This window comes from Micromonospora globbae, assembly GCF_036184225.1.
Classification (GTDB): Bacteria; Actinomycetota; Actinomycetes; order Mycobacteriales; family Micromonosporaceae; genus Micromonospora; species Micromonospora globbae.
In genome coordinates, this window is record NZ_CP108084.1 from 4,427,995 (window position 1) to 4,448,016 (window position 20,022).

Sequence of the window (20,022 nt, forward strand, 5' to 3'; positions counted from 1 at the left end):
ATGGGCGCCGCAAGCGGTTTACGCCTCCTGGTCCGGCGCCGCCAGTGAGGGGTCCGCTCCAGGGTCACCGGCCCGCTGCAACTCCTCCTCGAACATCACGAAGGTCCGGCGGCGGATGCCCGCGACCAGAGCCGCCTCGGTGGGCGTCGGGTAGCGCCGTTCCCGCGCCTGGGCGTCGCTGATCGCCTTCACCGTCTCGTACAGGGCGAAGACGGGGCCGTCGCCCCGCAGGTAGTACCCACGATCATGCTCGGTGCGCTGGACGAACTCGTCCCTCGTCAGCTCTTCGATCTCGTCACCGCCCACGAACAGCAGAACGTCGATGAGGTCGTCCGCGGGAACCCACCCACCTGTGTCCTTCGACAGGCGCCATGCGGCAACCCCGCCATCCTCCGCCGACACCAGCTTGACGGGCGACTCGAAATAGCTGAAGAAGGCCGGCAGCGCCAGACCTTCGATCCGGCGGCTCATCGCTCCGATGCCTCATTTCCGTCGTGGCCGAGTGCGCGCCAGAACTCGTCCTGTTCTCGTTTGAGCAGGCCGTTCCGCAGGGCGCGTTCAGATTCCGTCAGCGGGCGGCCCGCCGCGTCAGCGAGCGCCTCGAGATCCCGCCGGACCTCGTACAGGGCATGTTCCCACTCCGCGACGTCGTCCAGCGCGCGGAGGTGCAGCCGCAGTTCGGCGACATGACCGTTGGACATGCGCAGTCTGAGCAGCACGTCGCGGTAGCCGCTCCGCTGCGGCCGGACGAAGCGATCCTTGATGTCCACGACCACGACGTCCGGGTCCTGTCCCAGCTCGCGTAGCACCTCGTAGAGGTCGTCCAACCGCCGGAACTCCAACTTGGCGGCCGCGAGGTCCGTGAGACGGGACGCGTCGTCGTCGTATTCGACGAGCTTGTCGAGGACCCGCTGGTGATCCTTCGGCGCGCGGCGCCAGCCGGCCCGGGCACGATCACCGGCAAGTCGCGTGACGAGCGCGTTCAGCTCCAGCTGGGCGACCGCCGCGTCCTCGTACAGCATGCGCAGGTACCCGGATCGGTAGGCGCCGTCGTGCCGGCGGACGGGATCGAACCCCGACTGCACGCTCGCCTGCCGCCGCGCCCTCAGCTCCCGGCTCACGTCGCGTTGATGCGGGGCAAGCGGGGTCGGCTGGGGCGCTGGTGGGTTCTCGCCGGCCACCGCCGCCGGGCCACGCGCCGCGATGTCGTCGAGTACGTCGCCGAGCACGTCGATGGCCTGCTGATGGCTGGCGAGGTGACGCATCGTCAGGGGTCGGGCGGTCAACGAGTGGAGCAGTTCCGGTGTCGCCCGCAGCATGCGGACGAGGTCGGGCCGCTCGACCAGGTCGCGGACCAGGGCCTCGGCGAGCAGCGGCTCGCCGTGCGGCGGGTGCCGCCACGCGCCGTCCAGCATGGCCCGCACCCGCGGTTCGGCGAAGAGCGTGACCAGTTCCCGCGCGGCGGCGTCGTCGAGGTGCGGCGCGAGTCGCCGCACCGTGGGCACGTCGAGCGCGGCGACCAGGTCGGGCGGGGATACCCCGGCGCGGAGAGCGCTGTCGAGGTCCGGCGCGCCCGCGAGGACGTCGGCGACCGGCTCGGGAGCGTGGGCCGCCGAGCCGGGCCCCGCGAGGACGTGGATCCGGTTGAGGTACGGGTGGCCGTACCCCTCGTCGGTGGTCGCCGGCGGGTGGTCGGGCAGGTCCGGCAGGGCGCTGAACCGGCCCCGGCGCAGCCCCGCCACGGGCAGGGGGCGGGCATCCGGACCGAGCACCAGGACGTCGAGGTCGACCGCGTTGTAGCGGTACGGCGCGCCGCGGTGCCGGTAGAGCGGCCGGGTGTCGATCCGCCCGGTCTGCGGGTCGAGGTAGAGCACCGTGCCGTCCTGGTTGAGGGCGACCGAGATGTGCGAGCCTCCGCCCTCCCAGGTGTTGATGACGAACGCGTAGCTGCCGTGCCCGCCGAGCAGCAGTTGGTCGTGCAGGGTGCGGTACCCGTGGTCGACGGCGTCCCGCCGCTGCGCCGGCCCGGAGTCGGTGTCCGGCTCGCAGAGCCGCTGGAACCGGCCGCCGGTCACGTCCTCGACGCGCCGGGGGCCGTTCAGCTCGCCGTGCAGCGGCCGGTTGACGTCTCCCGCCGCGTACGCGTCGAAGGTGCGCGGCGCGGACACCCGCGGCCGCCCGTGGGCCCAGGTGTCGAACAGCGACAGGGCACAGTCGACGCAGTTCAGCCCGCGCGTCGGGTCGGCGGCCGGCCCGCCGTCGTTCACGAGCCGGAACCAGTCGCCCCGGCGCGGATCCGGAGTACGGATGACGCGGCCGGCCGAGTCGCGCGGCACCCGCCGCTCGACGTCGGTCTGGTGCAGCGCCAGCGGCGGACGCAGCCCGCCGGGCCGCCCGTACCTGCGGGACCGGTCGATCGGCGGGGGTCGGTCGTCACCCGTGAGCGCCGAGCGGTCCGTCGTCTCGACCGCACCGGGTGCGAGGTCGCCGACGTCGTCGTTGATCCGCCGGAAGTCCCGCTCGCCGACCTCCACCACCGGCGGGGCGGTGGTGCCGGCCAGCACGGCCTCCGTGACGTCCGACTGCTGCTGGCACCAGCGTTCCCGGGCGTACGCCTCCTGGAAGTGCCGCTCGGCGTCGACGCGCCGGCCGGCTTCGGCGAGCATCCGCCCCTGGCCGATCAGCCACCGCGCCTCGTCGTACGTCCGTTCGGCGGCCAGCCGCAGCTCGGCGGCGCGGTCCTGACGGCGGTTCTCCTCGTGGGTCCGCCGCTGGTGCGCGAAGTGGCCCCGGTAGCGGCGCCGCTCGAAGGCGTCCCGGTCGGCCGCCCAGGTGGCGGCGTACCACTCGGGGGTCCTCGGCCGCAGCACCTGGCCGCCCACGCCAGCGTGGGTGGGCGCCGGCGGACCCGGCGGGGCGGGCGGCGGCACTACCGGCGGGCTGCCCGACGCGGACGGTGGAACCGGGGGCGGGGAGACCTGCGGCGGTGGGACGGGCGCGAGTGGCGACGGTGGCGCCGGCGGCGGCACGACGGGCGGGTGGACCGGCGCGGATGTCGGGACGGCAGCCGGCCCGGGTGTCGGGGCGGCAACCGGCCCGGGTGTCGGGACCGCGGCCGGGGCGGTGGTCGAGCCGGTCGCCGGGTGCGGCGGAGCCGTGTCCACGCCGACCGCCGCGGGAGGTGCGGCGACCGGAGCGCCGCCGAGCAGCGGGGTGGACGCCAGGCCACCGCCCGCCGACGACGTCGCCTCGGCCGCGGCCGGCCCGGCTGTCGCCGGTACCACCCCGCTCAGCGCGGGACTGCCGGTGTCCCCGGCCGACACCGGCACGGTGGCGCTGTCGACCGGCGAGCCGGTGCCGGGCGCAACGGCCGCCGAGGGCCGCTCATCGACGGCGTGCGGCGCGACGGCCCCCAGCGACGCGACCTCCCGCGGCGCGAGCCCTTCCACCGGTCCGAGAGCCGCCATCGAAGCGGCGGCCTCGCGCGGTGCGCCGGACCGTTGCGCGACGGCCGGTGACTCCACCCCGCCGTCGGGGCGGGATGCCGGCAGGGACGATGCCGCCTCCGCCCCGGGCTCCGGGCGAGCCGGGGACGGCGGCGCGACCTCGGGCGCGGACGGTCGGCCCGCGAGCCCCGCGTCCAGGAACGCGCCCGGCCCGGGCAGCGCTCCGAGGTCCGGCGCGGCCAGTGCGGCCAACCGGCCGTCGAGCCGGGCCCGGAGCGCCGCGTCGACCTGGGTGGTCACCGCGCCCGTGCCGCCCGAGACGGCGGCCCGGGCGGCGTCCGCCACGGAGGTCGGCCCCTGGCCGGTCGCCAGGCCGGCGGCGTTCTCGCCGACTACCTCGCCGGCCATCTCCCGGGTGACGTGCTCGACGGCGCGCGCCCCGCGCCCGGTCGCGTGCCGGCCCAGCCCGGCCAGCGGCGCGGCGGCGCCGCCGGCCAGCCCGCCGACCGCCGACGTGCCGAGGTCGGTGAGGTCGAGGCCGTCCCGGCGGCCGGTCGAGTTCTGGTACGCCTGGGTCGCGAGGCTGATCCCGGCCTCCTCCCCCGCCTCGACGAGCCCGCCGTACGCCGCGCGCCGGCCCAGACCGCGTACGCCCCGCTCGGCGACCTCGCGGGCCGCGCGCTCGCCGGCCTCCCGGAGCCCGTGCCGCAGCGACTTGCGGGCGAGCTGGGCGGTGAGCCGGGCGAAGATCTGCCGTACGACGACCCGGCTCGCGGCGATCGCCGCGCCGGCGGCCGGGGAGGCGGCCCCGGCGGTGAGGACGGCCGCGACCGCCAGGGACAGCAGCTCGATGACGAGGATGCCCAGCTCGATCCAGACCTCGAGTTTCGCGGCCTCGATGTCGCAGCCGCACTCCTCGACCATCCGCCCCAGGTCGGTGCCGACGGCGAGCAGGACGGGCAGGGGCGCGTCGTCACCCTCGGCGACCCGCCGCCACGCGGCCCCGAACGCCTCGGCGACCGCGCCGACCTCCCCGTATCCCGCGCGCACCTCCGCGGCGGCGGCGGTCGCGTCGGCCCGGGGGCCGGCGAGCGCGGCGGCCACCGCGTACCACTGGTCGGCGAGGTCCCAGACGGCACGCTCGTCGCCGTCCGGCCACTCGACGCCCACCACCCAGTCGAGCGCCTCGCGGATCCAGCCGGGCACGTCCCACGGCGCGTAGTCCAGCGGGTGGGGCACCGGGCTCGGCAACAGGCTCATGCGGGCCTCCGCCGGTCAGCGCGGGCCGGCGGCCGGGTCCGATCGCAGGGCGCCGAACCCGGTGAGGCCCGCGTTGGCCCGGGCCGGTCGCACGGCGCCGGACCCCGTGAGGCCCGCGTCGGCCCGGTCCGCTCCCGGGACGCCGGGGCCGGCGACGCCCGCGACCGCCGCTCCCGGGTGACCGGCCGCGATGCTCCCGAGGCGACCCGCGGCGGCGACGTCCGTCGCGACGGTGCCGTCCACCGAGTGCACCACGTCGGCGCCGAGCCCGGTGAGGTGGCGGCCCACGCCCTCCCACGCCCGCAGCACGATCTCCTCGCAGCCGCGGTAGGCGCGCTCGAAGGCCGCCCCGACGTCGTCCCGTCCCCAGGGCTGCCGGCCGCTCGCCGTGGCGATGGCGCCGCCGACCTCGGCGCGCCGGGCGCTCACGGCCTCGCCGGCCGCCCGCAGGTCGTCGCCGCCGCGCCGGGCGCGGCTCGGATCAAGCCAGAGCCGCCCGCCGGCCGGACCGGTCACCGCCCGCCGCCCAGGACCGCGTCCGCGCGGCCGAGCAGCGCGTCGAAGTCGCCGGTACGCAGGAACTCCGTCGACCCGGCGCCGGCCGGGAGGTAGCCGGCGACCAGTTCCTGGGTGGCGGCGACCGCGCCGGTGGTGGCCCGTTGGATCGTGTCGGTGATCGTACGGCTCAACGCCGCCGCGTCCCGCTGCTGGTAGACCGCGGGGCTCAGCTCCACGGCGATCAGCTCGCCGCGTGCGCCGACGACGGCGGTCACCCGCCCGTCGGCCGAGCGCTCGGTCACCCGCAGCTCCGCGAGACGGCCACGCAGTTCGTCCAGACCGGACCGGAACCGCTGGTACCGCCCGTACACCTCGTCGAACCTGGCCCGCAGCGCATCGTTCGCCGTCCGGTCCGCACTCTCCGCCACGCCGCCTCCCCGTCACCGTGTGTAGGGCGAACCATACCCGGCGCGACGGATTCCGTGGGGTCCGGTATTTTCCGTGGGGTGATCGACCGCCATCAGGCCGAGCAACTCGCCGCCGTCTGGGCGCGGCGCGACTCGCAGCGTCTGGGCTACGAGTGCACGGCGAGCGTGGACGAGTTCGACCTTGGGTACGTCATCTCGTCCACTGTGTCCCCCCAGGCGCGCACACTCCCCGGCGACCTGCCCACGACGGTGGTCGACAAGGAGACGGGTGAGGTGACCACCTGGCCGCGCGTCCCGCCGGAGGTGGTAGAGCAGCTGTACCGGCGCAACCGACCGACGGGCCCGGTGGCCCCGCGCACGGTGGATCCGGCGAGCCAGCTCCTCCGGGAGATCCGGCGGTTGCCCACGCCGAACACCGCCGCGCACCTGAACGTCGACGGTCGGCTGTTCCGCGCGCAGGGCGCCAAGGGTGACGTGGACCTGCGGCACCACCCGCTGGTGCGGCGTCACCTGGACGAGCTGCCGCCGGGTCACCTGGTCCGCGGCGGCGAACGGCACGCCGAGCTGATCGTCCTCTCCGACGTGCTGCACGAGTACGACCACCGCCGCGCCGCCGAGGGCATCGCGCCGATGAGCATGGGCGACGCCGAGGCGTTGCTGGGTACGGCCCGCTTCGAGGTGTTCCGCGTCCGCGAGCCGGGCGACCCGTACGGCGGGCCGGCCGAGCGCCCCTGCGACTCGTGCCTGAACGTCCTCGTGCACTTCAACGTGCTTCCCTGGTCGGCGCTCGCGTTCACCAGCGAGTGGCGTCCGGGGCACGAGATGCCGCACCACCCGGGCCGTTTCCCGGACGAGGTGGCGGACGCCCTCATGGACGGTGGCTGGGAGGACGGCGGGTTCAACTCGGCGCTCGCGGCCGGGGCGATCCGGGAGACCTGCGAGGTGGCCGGCCGGCAGCACCGCCACGCCCCGTTCCCCGCGGCGGTGCGCGCGCTCACCGCGTTCCCGGCGATCCTCAGTCGGCGGCGCGGGCCCGGCGAGGAGGTGTGGATCAGCCGGTTCACCACGAACCCGCTGCGCGGCGCGCACAGCGCCGACACCCTCGCCGACTTCGCGTCGGTGCTGGGGGTCGCGCTCTTCCCGTTCGGTTCCGAGCACGGCGACAGCATCTTCGCCGTGGACGAGCAGGGCCGCGTGTTCGCGCTGGACCAGGCCGGCGAGTGGTTCCTCGGCGCGGACGTCGACGCCGCCCTCACCACCCTGCTGCTGGGCCGGGCGCCGGCCCGGGTACGCGACGACGGCACCTGGTGACCCACGCCGCACCCCGCGGCACGTGTCGAGCGGACCCCTCTACAGCTGCACCCCGGTGAGGACGAGCACGCGCGGCTCGGTGTAGTCCTCCATGGCGCTGCGCAGCCCCTCGCGCCCGACGCCGCTGCCCTTGACGCCACCGTACGGCATCTGGTCGGCCCGGTAGGACGGCACGTCCCCGACGATGACGCCGCCCACGTCGAGCACCCGGGCGGCCCGGAACGCGGTGCGGACGTCGTGGGTGAAGACGCCCGCCTGCAACCCGTACGCCGAGTCGTTGACGGCCGCGAAGGCGGACTCGTCGTCCTGCACGCGGGCGACCACGAGGACCGGCCCGAACACCTCCTCGGCGGTGACCTTCGCGTCGGCGGGCACCCCGGAGAGCACGGTGGGCGGATAGGTCGCGCCCTCGCGCCGGCCGCCGACCTCGATGGTCGCGCCCGCCGCCACCGCCTCGTCGACCCACGCCTCGACGCGCTCGGCGGCGTCGGCGGAGATGAGCGGCCCGACGTCGGTCCGCTCGTCGGCCGGGTCGCCGGTCCGCAGTTCCTGCACGGCGGCGACGAGTCGGGGCAGGAAGCCGTCGTAGAGCCATTCGTGCACGTAGACCCGCTGGACGGCGATGCACGACTGACCGGCCTGGTAGTTGGAGAACGTGGCGATCCGCTGGGCGGCGAACGTCAGGTCCTCGTCGGCCGCCCAGTCGGCACAGATGACGGCCGCCGCGTTGCCGCCCAGTTCGAGGGTCACGTGTTTCTCGGGCGCCGCGCGGCGGATGGCCGCGCCCACCGGGCCGGAGCCGGTGAACGACACCACCGGCAGCCGCGGGTCGGCGACCAGGTCGGCGGCGCGCTCGTTGGGCAGCGGCAGCACGGAGAAGATACCCGCCGGCAGGTCCGTCTCGGCCAGCAGCTCACCCAGGAGCAGCGCGGACAGCGGGGTGGCCGGGGCCGGCTTGACGACGATCGGCGCGCCGACGGCGATCGCCGGGGCCACCTTGTGGGCGACCAGGTTGAGCGGGAAGTTGAACGGCGTGATGCCGAGCACCGGTCCGCGGGGCACCCGGCGTACCAGGGCGATCCGCCCGGTGGCGGCCGGATCGGTGTCGAGGCGTTGCAGTTCGCCGGAGAAGCGCCGGGCCTCCTCGGCGGCCCAGCGGAAGGTGGAGACGGCCCGCCCCACCTCGGCCCGCGCCCACTTCAGCGGCTTGCCGTTCTCGGCCGTGATGAGCCGGGCGACCTCGTCGGCCCGTTCGGCGAGCCGCCGGGAGACGTGGTCGAGAGCGGCCGCGCGGACGTGCGCGGGCAGGGCCGCGGCCTCCGCGGCCACCCCGGCCGCGGCGGCGACGGCGGCGTCGACCTGGTCGGGCGTGGCCACGGTGGTACGCCCCACGGGGCGACCGTCGTACGGGTGGTGGACGGTCAGCTCGCCCTCGCCGTGGGCGGGACGACCGGCGACGTAGAAGGCTCTCGGCTCCACGTCCGCAGCGTAGACGACGGCGTTGGTTCACGGAAACAGTCGCCCAAGGGCTTGTAAGCCGCGAATTCAGTAGCCAAGATGGCAGTCAGATTGCGATAACCTCCGCTGACCTCATCCCCGGCCACCCCTCGGAGACTTTCCATGAGTGACCAGCAGCAGCTGCGCAACTTCGTCAACGGCGAGTACGTCGACCCGGTGGACGGCGGGTACGCCGACCTGATCGACCCGTGCACCGGCGAGGTCTTCGCGCAGGCGCCGGTCTCCGGCGCCGCCGACGTGGACGCGGCCATGAAGGCCGCCGCCGACGCCTTCGAGACCTGGCGGGACGCGACGCCGGCCGAGCGGCAGCGGGCGCTGCTCAAGCTCGCCGACGCGGTGGAGGCGAGGGCCGCCGAACTGGTCGACGTGGAGGTGCGCAACACCGGCAAGCCGCGCCAGCTCACCGCCGAGGAGGAGCTGCCGCCCTGCGTCGACGAGTTCCGTTTCTTCGCGGGCGCGGCACGGCTGCTGGAGGGCCGGTCCGCCGGCGAGTACCTGGCCGGGCACACCTCGTACGTGCGGCGGGAGCCGATCGGCGTCTGCGCCCAGGTGACGCCCTGGAACTACCCGCTCATGATGGCGGTCTGGAAGATCGCCCCCGCGCTCGCGGCCGGCAACACGGTGGTCCTGAAGCCGTCGGACACCACGCCGGCCTCCACGCTGCTGCTCGCCGAGATCGCCGCCGAGTTCCTGCCGCCGGGCGTGTTCAACGTGGTCTGCGGCGACCGGGACACCGGCCGTACCCTCGTCTCCCACCCCGTTCCGCAGCTCGTCTCGATCACCGGCTCGACGCGGGCCGGCATGGAGGTCGCCGCGGCGGCGGCGCCGGACCTCAAGCGCACCCACCTGGAGCTGGGCGGCAAGGCCCCGGTGGTGATCTTCGACGACGCGGACGTCGCGGCGGCGGCCGAGGCGGTCGCGCTCGGCGGGTACTTCAACGCGGGGCAGGACTGCACGGCGGCGACCCGGGTGCTCGCCGGCCCCGGCATCCACGACGACTTCGTGGCGGCCCTCGCCGAGCAGGCGCGCAACACGAAGACCGGCGCGCCGGACGACGAGGACGTGCTCTACGGCCCGCTGAACAACGCCAACCAGCTCGCCCGGGTCAGCGGCTTCGTGGACCGGCTCCCGGACCACGCGAGCGTCGAGACCGGCGGTTCCCGGCAGGGCGAGCGCGGCTACTTCTACGCGCCCACGGTCGTCTCTGGCGTACGGCAGGCCGACGAGATCATCCAGCAGGAGGTCTTCGGCCCGGTCATCACCGTGCAGCGCTTCAGCGACGAGGACGAGGCGGTGCGCTGGGCCAACGGCGTCGAGTACGGCCTGTCCGCCTCGGTCTGGACGAAGGACCACGGCCGCGCGATGCGCATGACCCGCCGGCTCGACTTCGGCTGCGTCTGGGTGAACACGCACATCCCGTTCGTCTCCGAGATGCCGCACGGCGGCTTCAAGCACTCCGGGCACGGCAAGGACCTCTCGGTCTACAGCCTGGAGGACTACACCCGGATCAAGCACGTCATGCACAACATCGAGGGCTGAGTCATGGCATCGTCCGACGAGCTGCACAAGCGACGCCAGGCGGCGGTCGCCCGGGGTGTGGGCAGCACCGTCACGTCCTACGTGGACCGGGCGGCGGGCGGCACGATCACCGACGTCGAGGGACGGGAGTGGATCGACTTCGCGGCCGGCATCGCGGTCAGCAACGTCGGCAACGCCGCCCCGCGCGTCGTGGCCGCGGTGCGGGAGCAGGTCGAACGCTTCACCCACACCTGTTTCATGGTCGCGCCGTACGAGTCGTACGTGGCGGTCTGCGAGCAGCTCAACGCCCTGACGCCGGGCGGGTTCGAGAAGCGCTCGGCGCTGTTCAACTCCGGCGCCGAGGCGGTGGAGAACGCCGTCAAGATCGCCCGGCACGCCACCGGCCGGCCGGCCGTGGTCGTGTTCGACCACGCGTACCACGGCCGGACGAACCTGACCATGGCGCTGACGGCGAAGAACATGCCGTACAAGCACCGCTTCGGGCCGTTCGCCGGGGAGGTCTACCGGGTGCCCATGTCGTACCCGCTGCGCGACGGCGGCCTGGACGGCGCCACGGCGGCGGCGCGCGCCATCGAGACGGTCGAGAAGCAGGTCGGCGCGGAGAACGTGGCCGCGCTGCTGATCGAGCCGATCCAGGGCGAGGGCGGCTTCGTCGTGCCGGCGCCCGGGTTCCTGCCGGCGCTGCGCGAGTGGGCGACCGCCACGGGCGCCGTCTTCGTGGCCGACGAGATCCAGACCGGGTTCTGCCGGACCGGGGACTGGTTCGCCTGCGAGCACGAGGGGGTCGAGCCGGATCTGGTGACGCTCGCCAAGGGCATCGCCGGCGGGTTGCCGCTGGCCGCCGTGACCGGGCGGGCCGAGCTGATGGACGCCGTGCACGTGGGCGGCCTCGGCGGCACGTACGGCGGCAACCCGGTCGCCTGCGCCGCCGCGCTGGCGAGCATCGAGACGATGCGGGAGCTGGACCTCGCGGCCGCGGCCCGGCGGATCGGGTCGGTGATGACGTCCCGGCTGCGGGCGATCGCCGAGCGGGATCCGCGCGTCGCCGAGGTGCGCGGCCGGGGCGCGATGCTCGCCGTGGAGATCGTCCGGCCGGGCACCCTCACCCCGGATCCGACCGCCACGGCCGCGGTGTCGGCCGCCTGCCAGGCGGCTGGACTGCTCACGCTCACCTGCGGCACGTACGGCAACGTGCTGCGCTTCCTCCCCCCGCTCGTCATCTCCGACGACGAGCTGGCCCGCGGCCTGGACATCCTCGACGCCGCGTTCGCCTGACCTCCGAGCAGGGCCCCTTCCCGACGCCACCGGCAGAGGAAGGGGCCCCTCTCAGGTGGTCCGACCGAGCAGGTCCGCGAGCGCCGGGTGGACCCGCCCGGGGTCGATGGTCGTGACCGTGTACGTCGCGACGCCGGCCACGACGAACGGATCCTCCGCGACGATCCGCTGGACCGTCTCCCGGTCGACGGCGTGGGCCAGGATGGCGCCGCCCTCCGTCGAGGGCACCGTCTGCCCGGAGACCAGGAACGTCCCCTGCTGGTGATGGCGCTCCAGGAAGCGCACGTGACCGGCCACGTACGGCTGCGCGTCCCGCTCCGATCCGGTGTACCGCAGGAGCAGCAGGTGCAGCATCCGAACCCCCTCGATCATCCCGGCGAGCGGCACATCATGACACCACGCGCGTACGGGTGCCCACGCCACCCCTTCCTGTCCTATAGTCCTACTGTCATAGGACAACAGAGAGGGCTCAGGTGATCGAGTTCGTACTGGACGCCCGGTCCAAGGTGAACACCTACGTGCAGTTGATCCAGCAGGTGAAACAGGCCCTGCGGGTGGGTCTGCTGGCGCCCGGCGACCAACTGCCGAAGGTCCGCGACGTGGCGCAGTCGCTGGCCATCAACCCCAACACCGTGCTGAAGGCGTACCGGGAGCTGGAGATCGAAGGGCTCGTGGAGGGCCGCCCGGGCGTCGGCACCTTCGTCCGCCGCACCCTCGGCGGCCCACCCCTGGCCGACCAGGCAGACCTCCGCGACGACCTGGTCGCCTGGCTCCGCCGTGCCCGCACCGCCGGCCTCACCCCCGAGGACGTCATCGCCCTGGTCGAGACGACCCTGCGGGCCACACTCGCCGCCGACGCGGCCCGGACCGAACACGCCTCGGCCTGAGGAGAGGACAGCTGATGGACATCGCTCTGGAGGCCGTGCAGCTCGGCAAACGGTACGGACGACGGTGGGCGCTGCAGGGCTGCTCGTTCCGCCTGCCCGCCGGGGGGATCGTCGGCCTCGTCGGTCCCAACGGCGCCGGCAAGAGCACCCTCCTGCACCTGGCCGTCGGCCTGCTCCGGCCGGACGCGGGCGACGTGCGCGTCTTCGGCCGCTCGCCGTACGACGACCCGGCCGTCCTGCCCGACATCGGCTTCGTCGCGCAGGACACGCCGCTCTACCGCGACTTCACCGCCGCGGAACTCGTCCAGCTCGGCGGCCGGATGAACGCGCGCTGGGACGCGGCTCTGGCCCGCGAACGGCTCGGGCAGCTCGGCATACCTCCGAAGCTGCCGGTCGGCAAGCTGTCCGGCGGCCAGCGCGCCCAGGTCGCGCTCGCCCTGGCCCTGGCCAAGCGGCCCCGCCTTCTGCTGCTGGACGAGCCGGTCGCCAGCCTCGACCCGCTCGCGCGTCGCGAGTTCCTCCAGTCGCTGATGGGCAGCGTCACCGACTCCGGCACGACCGTGCTGCTCTCCTCGCACCTGCTCGCCGACCTGGAGCGCGCCTGCGACCACCTGCTCGTCCTGCGCGCCTCCCGCGTCCGGCTCGCCGGAGCGGTCGACGACCTCGTCGCCACCCACCGGCAGCTGGTGGGCCCCCGGCACGACGGCGAACCGATCGCCGGTGTGGGCGCCGTCGTGCGCGCCCGGCACACCGAACGCCAGTCCACCCTGCTGGCCCGCGTCGACGGCGTCGTCGACCCGGACTGGACGGTCCACGACGTGACGCTCGAGGACGTGATCCTGGCCTACCTCGGCGACGGCGAGACCGACACCACCCGCACCGACTGGGAGGTCCCCGCATGATGTGGCTCACCTGGCGCCAACACCGCCGGCAGGTGCTGGTCACGGGCGCCGCGCTGCTCGTGCTCGCCGCCCTCATGGTCCCCACCGGCCTGATGACGCGCAACGCGTACGCCGACAAGGGGCTGGCCGAGTGCGTCGGCGTCTTGACCAGCGCCCAGTCCACTCCCGACCGTGCGGAGGCGTGCAACCGGGCCCTGCACCAGTTCTCCGACCAGTTCGGTTCCCTGAGCATGCTGGGCGTGCTGTTCCTCGTCCTGCCGCTGGTCGTCGGGCTGTTCTGGGGCGCTCCGCTGGTCGCCCGCGAGGTCGAGCAGGGCACCCACCGGTTCGCCTGGACGCAGGGCGTCAGCCGTCGGCGGTGGGCGCTGGTCAAGTTCGGGTTCGTAGCCGTGGTCACCACCGTCGTCGCCGTCGTCTACGGGCTCGGCATGTCCTGGTGGGCCGCTCCGCTGACCCAGGCCGCCGAGCAGAGCCGGTTCGACGTCTTCTTCTTCGACATGCAGGGTGCCGTCCCGATCGGCTACACCCTGTTCGCGGTCGCGCTGGGTGTCTGCGCCGGCGTGTTCTGGCCGCGCATGATGTCGGCGATGGCAGTCACCCTCGGCGGATTCGTCGGCCTGCGGATCGTGCTGACCGTCCTGGCCCGGCCGCACTACCTTCCGCAGGAGACCCGGACCTTCCCCATCGCGGGCGCGACCGCGGACCTGAGCGCCTCGTTCGGCGACTGGATCGTGGAGAAGGGCATCCGCGACGCCAGCGGCACGATGGTGCTGTCCGGCGCCCAGGCGAACTGCCCGCCGGATGCCAGCGAACCGGGCGGCGCGACGTGCCGGCCGCTGGTCGAGTTCGGCGACGGCGCCTACAACTGGCAGCTCTACCAACCGGCCGACCGGTTCTGGCTGTTCCAGGGCATCGAGACCGGCATCTTCGTCGCGCTGGCGGCACTGCTTCTCTACCTCGCCGCCCGCCGGATCCGCCGGGTGGCCTGACACCGCCCGCCGGATCCGGCGTGCGGCCCTGACACCGCCCGCCGGATCCGCCGGGGCCCCTGACACCACGGGGCCGGTGGCGGTCGCCCGCGCACGACCGCCACCGGCCGCCGGTCAGCCAGGCCGCCGGTCAGCCGAGCAGCTCGACCACGTTGTTGCGCACCACGTTCCTGCCGGGCTCGCGGATCGCGTCCATCGCGGCCGCGTTGAGCAGCACGCAGCTCCCCGACGGGCCGGTCACCGTCACGGTGACCGTCCGGCCGTTGTCGAGGTTCGTCACCCGCAACCGGGTGCCCACCGGGAACTGCCCGCTCGTCGCGGCCGGCGCGCCGCCCTCGGCCGAGAACGTGACCGGCCCGCCGCACACGCGCCGCGCGGCGCCACCGCCCGGGGCGTCACCCTCGGGACGCGCCGCGCCGGGACGGGCGCTGCCGGGCCGCGTCTCGCCCGGGCCCGACTGGGCGGCCCCGCCGTCGAGCCGTTCCACCAGGTTGCGGCGGATGACGTTCCGTCCGGGTTCGCGTACCTGGTCCATGGCCGCCGCGTTCAACAGCACGCAACTGCCCGACGGGCCGGTCACGGTCACCGTGACCGCTCTGCCGTTGTCGAGGTTCGTCACCCGTAGGCGGGTGCCGACCGGGAACCGGTCGCTGGTCGCCGCCGGCGCGCCGCCCTCGGCCGAGAACGTGACCGAGCCGGAGCAGACGGACGCGCGTTCCGGGGCGGTGTCCGCGAATCCGAGTCCGGTGCCCACCGTGACGACCGCCGCGGCGGCCACCGCCACCGTCGCCGCCAGCACGTGCCTGCGCTGCACCCTCACCTGTGTCTCCCGTCGTCCGCTGGTCTCGTACGACGCCTGGTACGGACGAACGCGTGCCCCGGGTTCACCGCCACCGGAACCGTTGACCTCAAGTCCGGTTGAGGTCCTACCGTCGTCGGCAGGAGGAAGGGAGCGTACGCATGCGGTATCTGGTCACCGGCGCGACGGGCAAGGCGGGACGACACGTGGTCCGGGAACTGCTCGCCCGGGGCGCCTCGGTACGGGTCCTGACCAGGGATCCCGAGCGGGCCGCCGGGCTGCCGGCCGGCGTCGAGGTGGCGGTCGGCGACCTGACCGCGCCGGCCACCCTGGAGGACGCCCTCGACGGGATCACGGGCCTTCACCTGCTCACCACCGGGGGCGACGACTACGCCACGCTCCGCACCGGACCCGAGATCGTGGAGCTGGCCGAGAAGGCCGGCGTCCGGCGGGTGTCCGTGTTGTGGAACGGGCAGTCGGGCCCGGTGGAGGAGGCGGTGACGGCGAGCGGTCTGGAGTGGACGATCCTCCAGCCCGTCGACTTCATGGGCAACACCCTCGGCTGGGCCACGCCGATCCGGGAGGCGGGTGAGGTGCGCGAGCCCTTCGGCGACGTCCCCAACGCGGTGGTCGACGAGGCCGACGTCGGCGCCGTGGCGGCGGAGGCGCTCACCGGCGACGGCCACGCCGGCATGGTCTACGCCGTCACCGGCCCGGAGGCGCTCACCCCACGGCAACGGCTCGCCGCGGTCGCCGCCGCACTCGGCCGGGACCTGCGGTTCGTGGAGCTGACCGAGGCGCAGGCCCGCGAGGGCTGGCGGCAGGCCGGGCTCGGCGAGGAGCTGGTCGACCTGCTCGCGTCCTGGCACGGAAACCCGCCGCCGGCCGCGTACACCGTCACCCGGACCGTCGAGGACGTGCTGGGCCGGCCGCCCCGCCGCTTCGCCGACTGGGTCCGCGACCACCTCGACGCGTTCCGCTGACCGCCGTCCGTCGAGGACCCTGGGTCACCGCGCGCGCCCGCGCGGGCCGCGGGGCGCCGGCCGGGTCACCGCGGTCCGTAGCGGGTCGCCGGCGCCCCCGTCATGAGCGCCCAGTACCGGTCGCCGTAGGACCAGTGCCACCACTCGGTCGGGTAGTTCACCATCCCCGCACCGGTGAGCGCCGCCACGAGGATCTGCCGGTTCCGGCGGGCCGCCGCCGGGATGTTCCCGGCGGCCGTGAAGCACGCGTCGGCGCTCGCCTCCGGGGTCGCGTCGACGGCGGTGCCCATGTCCAGCTCGACACCGTCGAGGTCGCAGAGGGTCAGGTCGACGGCGCCGCCGGTGCTGTGCGGCGCCACCTCGACAGGCGAGACGAACTTCGTGGTCTCCCGGTGCAGCCGCCCCGCCGACCACTGTGGATACCGGCGGCGCAGCTCCTCCCGGTAGCCGGTGAAGATGTCCCGCTGCACGTGGTGCGGCCGGTACCCCTCGACCACGAGCAGGCGCAGGCCCGCCGGCAGCGCGCGCTGCGCGGCCAGCAGCCGCTCCGCGACCCCGCGGCGCACCCGGGCGTACGCCCCGGCGGGATCGGCGGCACGGGTGTCGAGCCGCAGCTCCGGCACCTCCCGGAGATCGACCAGCGGCTCGCCGTCGTCGCTGCTCGGCACGGCGGCCACACGGGGGTCGGAGAGCAGGATCATCGGAGCGCCCCCGGGCGTACGCCGGCCGGCCGCTCGGCGTGCCGGGCGAGGGCGAGGCCGACGAGCCGGTCCACGAGTTCCCGGTAGTCGACGCCGGACTCCGCCCACACCTTCGGGTACATGGAGTGCGCCGTGAAGCCCGGCATCGTGTTCAGCTCGTTGACGTAGAGGTCGCCGCTCGCCTCGTCGTAGAGGAAGTCGACGCGGGCCAGGCCCCAGCCGCCGATGGCCGCGAAGGCCCGCAGCGACAGCTCCCGGACGCGCTCCGTGACCTCGTCGGGCAGGGGCGCGGGGACCACCATCGGGTCGTCGTCGCCGTAGTACTTCTGCCGGTAGTCGAACCAGCCGCCGGCCACCCGGACCTCGCCGACCGCCGACGCCTCCGGGCGCCAGCCGCCGAGCACGCCGCACTCCAGCTCGCGGCCGGTCACGCCCTGCTCGACCAGGACGACGGTGTCGTGCCGCAACGCCTCCTCGACGGCCGCCCCGAGGTCGTCGCCCTCGGTGACCCGCGAGATCCCGATCGAGGAACCCATCCGGGCCGGCTTCACGAACAGCGGCCGGCGCAGCCCCAGCACCAGCTTCTCCGGGCCGTCCGCCGCCCGGTAGGTGTGCGCGTCGAAGGAGACGTGCGGGGTGGTCGGCACCCCCTCGGCCCGCAGCGCCCGCTTCATGGCCACCTTGTCCATGCCCACGGCCGAGGCGAGGATGCCGCACCCCACGTACGGCACGCCCAGCGACTCGAGCAGCCCCTGCACCACCCCGTCCTCGCCGTACGGGCCGTGCAGGACCGGGAAGACCACGTCCACCTCCGCGTGGACGGCGCCGGGCGCGTTCGCCGCCGCGACCAGGGCCGTGCCGGGGCGGTTGCCGACGCGCAGCTCCACCGCCGGACCGGTCACGGTCAACCGGTCGTCGATGGCACGGCCGGCGCCGCCGCCGGCGCGCAGCTCGGCCAGCACCGCGTCCGGCACGAGGCGGAAGGTTCCGGTACGGGTGACGCCGATCGCGACGACCCGGTGGCCGGCGTCGGCGAGTGCCCGGGCGACGCCGAGCGCCGAGGCGCAGGACACGTCGTGCTCCGCCGACGGGCCACCGAACAGGACTCCGATCCGAACGGGCGTGCTCATGCCGCCACCCCCTCTCGCGCCGCCAGGTCGGCGAACTGCCGGGCCGCCAACCGGGCGACCAGCTCCTTGTCGACGTTCCCGCCGGTCAGCACGACGCCGACGGTGCAGTAGCGCTCCCGTCCCGGCGGGGCGGCACCGAACCGCCCGGCCGCCGCGCGCGGGTCCACGGCCGCGCGCGGGTCCACCGCCGCGCGCGGGTCCACCGCCGCGCGCGGGTCCACCGCCGGGCGGAGGTCCGCCGCGCCGAGGTCCGCGGCCAGCCGCAGCGCGCCGGCCAGGCCGGCCGCGCCGGACGGCTCGGCGAGCACCTTCAACTCCATGAGCAGCAGTTGGAACGCCTCGGCGATCTGGTCGTCGTCGACGCGTACGACGCCCCGCACGGCGTCCCGCGCCACGGCGAACGGGAGTTCGCCCACGCAGGCGGGACGCAGCCCGTCGGCGATCGTTGGCGCCGGGGCGACCGGGGTGGGCCGGCCGGCCGCGAGGCTACGGGCCAGCGAGTCGCAGCCGACCGGCTCGACGCCGTACACCTCGATCGGTGTCCCGGCCGCGGCCAGGCACGCGCCGGCGACGCCCCCGCCGCCGCCGACCGGCACCACGAGCGCGTCCAGCGGGGTTCCGGCGCGCTCCGCCTCCTCGATCAGCTCCAGGCTCGCGGTGCCCTGCCCGGCGATGACGTCCGGGTGGTCGTAGGCGTCGAGCAGCGGGTGCCCGTGGGCGCCGGCGATCCGGCGCGCCGCGGCGAGCCGCTCCTCCAGGGAGGTGCCCGCGAAGACGACCTCCGCGCCCGCCGTCCGGGCCCGGGCGACCTTCGTCGGCGCCGCGTCCACCGGCAGCACCACGGTCGCCGCCAGCCCGTGCCGCCGGGCGGCCAGCGCCACGGCCACCGCGTGGTTGCCCGTGCTCTGCGCGACCACCCCGCCGTGCCCGGCCGCGGCGAGCCGCCCCACGGCCAGCATCGCGCCGCGCATCTTGTACGAGCCGCCGGCCTGGAGGTTCTCGGCCTTCAACAGGATCCGGACGCCGGCCAGGCGGTCGATCGCCGGGGAGTTCAACAGGGGCGTACGCACCACGCGGCCGGACAGCCACCGGGCCGCCTCCTGGACGCGGGCCCGGTCCAGCCGTACGGCCGGGGTAGGTGGATCTGTGCGGGACATGGTCTCTCCTTCGAGGTTGTGCCGGGACGGCAGCGTGAACAGCCACCCCGCGCCGGCCGCCAGCAGTCCGCGGTGGACGGCCAGGCTGAGCGCCAGCACGAGCACGGTGAGCAGGACGGGGTAGCCGGCCACCAGCACGGCCCGTACCGGTCCGTGCAGGTCCGTGACCGGACCGGCGAGGAGCCGGTGCAGCAGCGCGAGCACCGGCATGTGGATCACGTAGACGGGCAGCGTCCGGCGTCCCAGGGCGGCGAGCGCCGTGGTGGACGCGCCCCGCCGCCGGGCGGCCACGGCCGCCGCGGTGAGGCCGAACGCCACGGCCACGACGGAGACCGCCGGCCACACGCCGAACCACCGCTCGGCGCCGGCCAGCCCCATGGCGGCGAGTGCCGCCACGTACGCGGCGGAGACACCGACGAGGCGCCGGCGCGTCGCGGTCGCCGCCCAGCCCGTCAGGTGCGGCCGGAGGTGGACGCCGGCCAGGAAGAACACCAGGTTCTGGTAGACCCCGCCCCGGTTGCCGGGCGTGTCCAGCAGACCCGCCGCCGCCACGGCCGACAGGGCCCCGGCGAGCGCGAGCAGCACGGCCGGCCGCACCCGCCGCGACGCCCTGGCCACCACGAAGTAGAGCGCCAGCGCGTACAGGTACCAGAGGTTGGACGGGGTGACCGTGAGCTGGGCCAGCAGGTCGCCGGGGCTGGTGGCGCGGTCGGTCGGGAAACCGGGGACGAGGGCCAGCAGCGCCGTGTGGATGAGCAGCCAGGCGGCGTACAGGTAGAGGTTGCCGGCGACCCGGGACCGGGCGGCGGCCCGCCAGGGCCGGTTGACGGCGTTCGCGGCGAAGATGCCGGAGATGGTGAAGAAGAGCGGCATCCGCAGCGGGAGCAGTTGCTCGCCGAGGAACCCCCAGGCCCCCGGCACCGGCACGCCGGCGCGCCAGTCGATCCGCAGGTAGTCCTTCACGACGACGTGCCAGAGCACCACGAGGACGATGCACGCGCCCTTGGCCACGTCGGCCCACGTCTCGCGGCCCGCCGCCGTCGAGGTGGCACCCACCGGCGGCTGCTCGGTGCGGGTCGTCACGGCTTCTCCTCTCCGGCTCCGGGCGGAACCGGTGGTCCCTGCGCGGGACGCTTCCGGGCAGCCCGGAGCTCGGGACGCCGTACACACGGGTCCCGGGGCCTGGTTGGTTCGGTGTG

Annotated in this window: 17 protein-coding genes; 7 read left to right on the forward strand and 10 right to left on the reverse strand. The window is 74.9% G+C overall.

Features of this window, described 5'->3' with window-relative positions; genetic code table 11:
• Positions 1-18: 18 nt before the first annotated feature.
• The 4 genes from OG994_RS19815 to OG994_RS19830 are packed head-to-tail and all read right to left on the reverse strand — an operon-like array spanning position 19 to position 5,632.
• On the reverse strand, positions 19-471 hold the full coding sequence (locus OG994_RS19815) for a hypothetical protein (protein WP_328850584.1): 453 nt from the start codon (positions 469-471) through the stop codon (positions 19-21).
• On the reverse strand, positions 468-4,706 hold the full coding sequence (locus OG994_RS19820; RefSeq protein ID WP_328850585.1) for a toxin glutamine deamidase domain-containing protein: 4,239 nt from the start codon (positions 4,704-4,706) through the stop codon (positions 468-470). Before OG994_RS19820 ends, OG994_RS19815 begins: the two co-directional genes overlap by 4 nt.
• Before the next feature lie 15 nt (positions 4,707-4,721).
• Positions 4,722-5,222, reverse strand: a complete 501-nt coding sequence (locus OG994_RS19825; protein WP_328850586.1) for a hypothetical protein — start codon at positions 5,220-5,222, stop codon at positions 4,722-4,724.
• A complete protein-coding gene (locus OG994_RS19830; protein ID WP_120330098.1) occupies positions 5,219-5,632 on the reverse strand; it encodes a YbaB/EbfC family nucleoid-associated protein in 414 nt (137 codons plus the stop codon). Before OG994_RS19830 ends, OG994_RS19825 begins: the two co-directional genes overlap by 4 nt.
• A gap of 78 nt (positions 5,633-5,710) precedes the next feature.
• Between OG994_RS19830 and OG994_RS19835 the strand changes: the two genes are divergently transcribed.
• Entirely contained in the window at positions 5,711-6,943 is a 1,233-nt protein-coding gene (locus OG994_RS19835) for an SUKH-3 domain-containing protein (protein ID WP_328850587.1), read from the forward strand.
• A gap of 39 nt (positions 6,944-6,982) precedes the next feature.
• Here OG994_RS19835 and OG994_RS19840 read toward each other — a convergent pair whose 3' ends face one another.
• The gene (locus tag OG994_RS19840; protein WP_328850588.1) at positions 6,983-8,422 is read right to left on the reverse strand and encodes an aldehyde dehydrogenase family protein; all 1,440 of its coding nucleotides are present in this window, start codon (positions 8,420-8,422) and stop codon (positions 6,983-6,985) included.
• Between the two features lie 141 nt (positions 8,423-8,563).
• On the opposite strand from OG994_RS19840, the gene OG994_RS19845 reads away from it, so the two are divergent.
• A complete protein-coding gene (locus tag OG994_RS19845) occupies positions 8,564-10,000 on the forward strand; it encodes a gamma-aminobutyraldehyde dehydrogenase (RefSeq protein ID WP_120330101.1) in 1,437 nt (478 codons plus the stop codon).
• Positions 10,001-10,003: 3 nt separating this feature from the next.
• Complete coding sequence (gabT, locus tag OG994_RS19850) at positions 10,004-11,275, forward strand: 4-aminobutyrate--2-oxoglutarate transaminase (RefSeq protein WP_328850589.1); 1,272 nt, start codon at positions 10,004-10,006, stop codon at positions 11,273-11,275.
• Positions 11,276-11,326: 51 nt separating this feature from the next.
• On the opposite strand, the gene OG994_RS19855 is transcribed toward gabT, so the two are convergent.
• On the reverse strand, positions 11,327-11,647 hold the full coding sequence (locus tag OG994_RS19855; RefSeq protein WP_328850590.1) for a YciI family protein: 321 nt from the start codon (positions 11,645-11,647) through the stop codon (positions 11,327-11,329).
• A gap of 101 nt (positions 11,648-11,748) precedes the next feature.
• On the opposite strand from OG994_RS19855, the gene OG994_RS19860 reads away from it, so the two are divergent.
• The 3 genes from OG994_RS19860 to OG994_RS19870 are packed head-to-tail and all read left to right on the forward strand — an operon-like array spanning position 11,749 to position 14,053.
• Positions 11,749-12,162 (forward strand): GntR family transcriptional regulator, encoded by a 414-nt coding sequence (locus tag OG994_RS19860; protein WP_120330103.1) that lies wholly within the window; start codon positions 11,749-11,751, stop codon positions 12,160-12,162.
• Between the two features lie 14 nt (positions 12,163-12,176).
• A complete protein-coding gene (locus OG994_RS19865) occupies positions 12,177-13,064 on the forward strand; it encodes an ABC transporter ATP-binding protein (RefSeq protein WP_328850591.1) in 888 nt (295 codons plus the stop codon).
• Positions 13,061-14,053 (forward strand): ABC transporter permease subunit, encoded by a 993-nt coding sequence (locus OG994_RS19870; RefSeq protein WP_328850592.1) that lies wholly within the window; start codon positions 13,061-13,063, stop codon positions 14,051-14,053. The genes OG994_RS19865 and OG994_RS19870 overlap by 4 nt, the downstream gene beginning before the upstream one ends.
• A 130-nt stretch (positions 14,054-14,183) precedes the next feature.
• On the opposite strand, the gene OG994_RS19875 is transcribed toward OG994_RS19870, so the two are convergent.
• Positions 14,184-14,873, reverse strand: coding sequence for an RlpA-like double-psi beta-barrel domain-containing protein (locus tag OG994_RS19875; protein ID WP_328850593.1), 690 nt, complete (start codon positions 14,871-14,873; stop codon positions 14,184-14,186).
• Between the two features lie 140 nt (positions 14,874-15,013).
• On the opposite strand from OG994_RS19875, the gene OG994_RS19880 reads away from it, so the two are divergent.
• The gene (locus OG994_RS19880; RefSeq protein WP_328850594.1) at positions 15,014-15,835 is read left to right on the forward strand and encodes an NAD(P)H-binding protein; all 822 of its coding nucleotides are present in this window, start codon (positions 15,014-15,016) and stop codon (positions 15,833-15,835) included.
• A 65-nt stretch (positions 15,836-15,900) separates the two neighbouring features.
• On the opposite strand, the gene OG994_RS19885 is transcribed toward OG994_RS19880, so the two are convergent.
• Genes OG994_RS19885 through OG994_RS19895 form a run of 3 tightly spaced genes read right to left on the reverse strand, consistent with a single transcriptional unit; the run spans position 15,901 to position 19,906 of the window.
• On the reverse strand, positions 15,901-16,536 hold the full coding sequence (locus OG994_RS19885; protein WP_120327743.1) for a M15 family metallopeptidase: 636 nt from the start codon (positions 16,534-16,536) through the stop codon (positions 15,901-15,903).
• Entirely contained in the window at positions 16,533-17,666 is a 1,134-nt protein-coding gene (locus OG994_RS19890; RefSeq protein WP_328850595.1) for a D-alanine--D-alanine ligase family protein, read from the reverse strand. Before OG994_RS19890 ends, OG994_RS19885 begins: the two co-directional genes overlap by 4 nt.
• The gene (locus tag OG994_RS19895) at positions 17,663-19,906 is read right to left on the reverse strand and encodes a pyridoxal-phosphate dependent enzyme (protein ID WP_328850596.1); all 2,244 of its coding nucleotides are present in this window, start codon (positions 19,904-19,906) and stop codon (positions 17,663-17,665) included. The genes OG994_RS19890 and OG994_RS19895 overlap by 4 nt, the downstream gene beginning before the upstream one ends.
• Between the last annotated feature and the right edge of the window lie 116 nt (positions 19,907-20,022).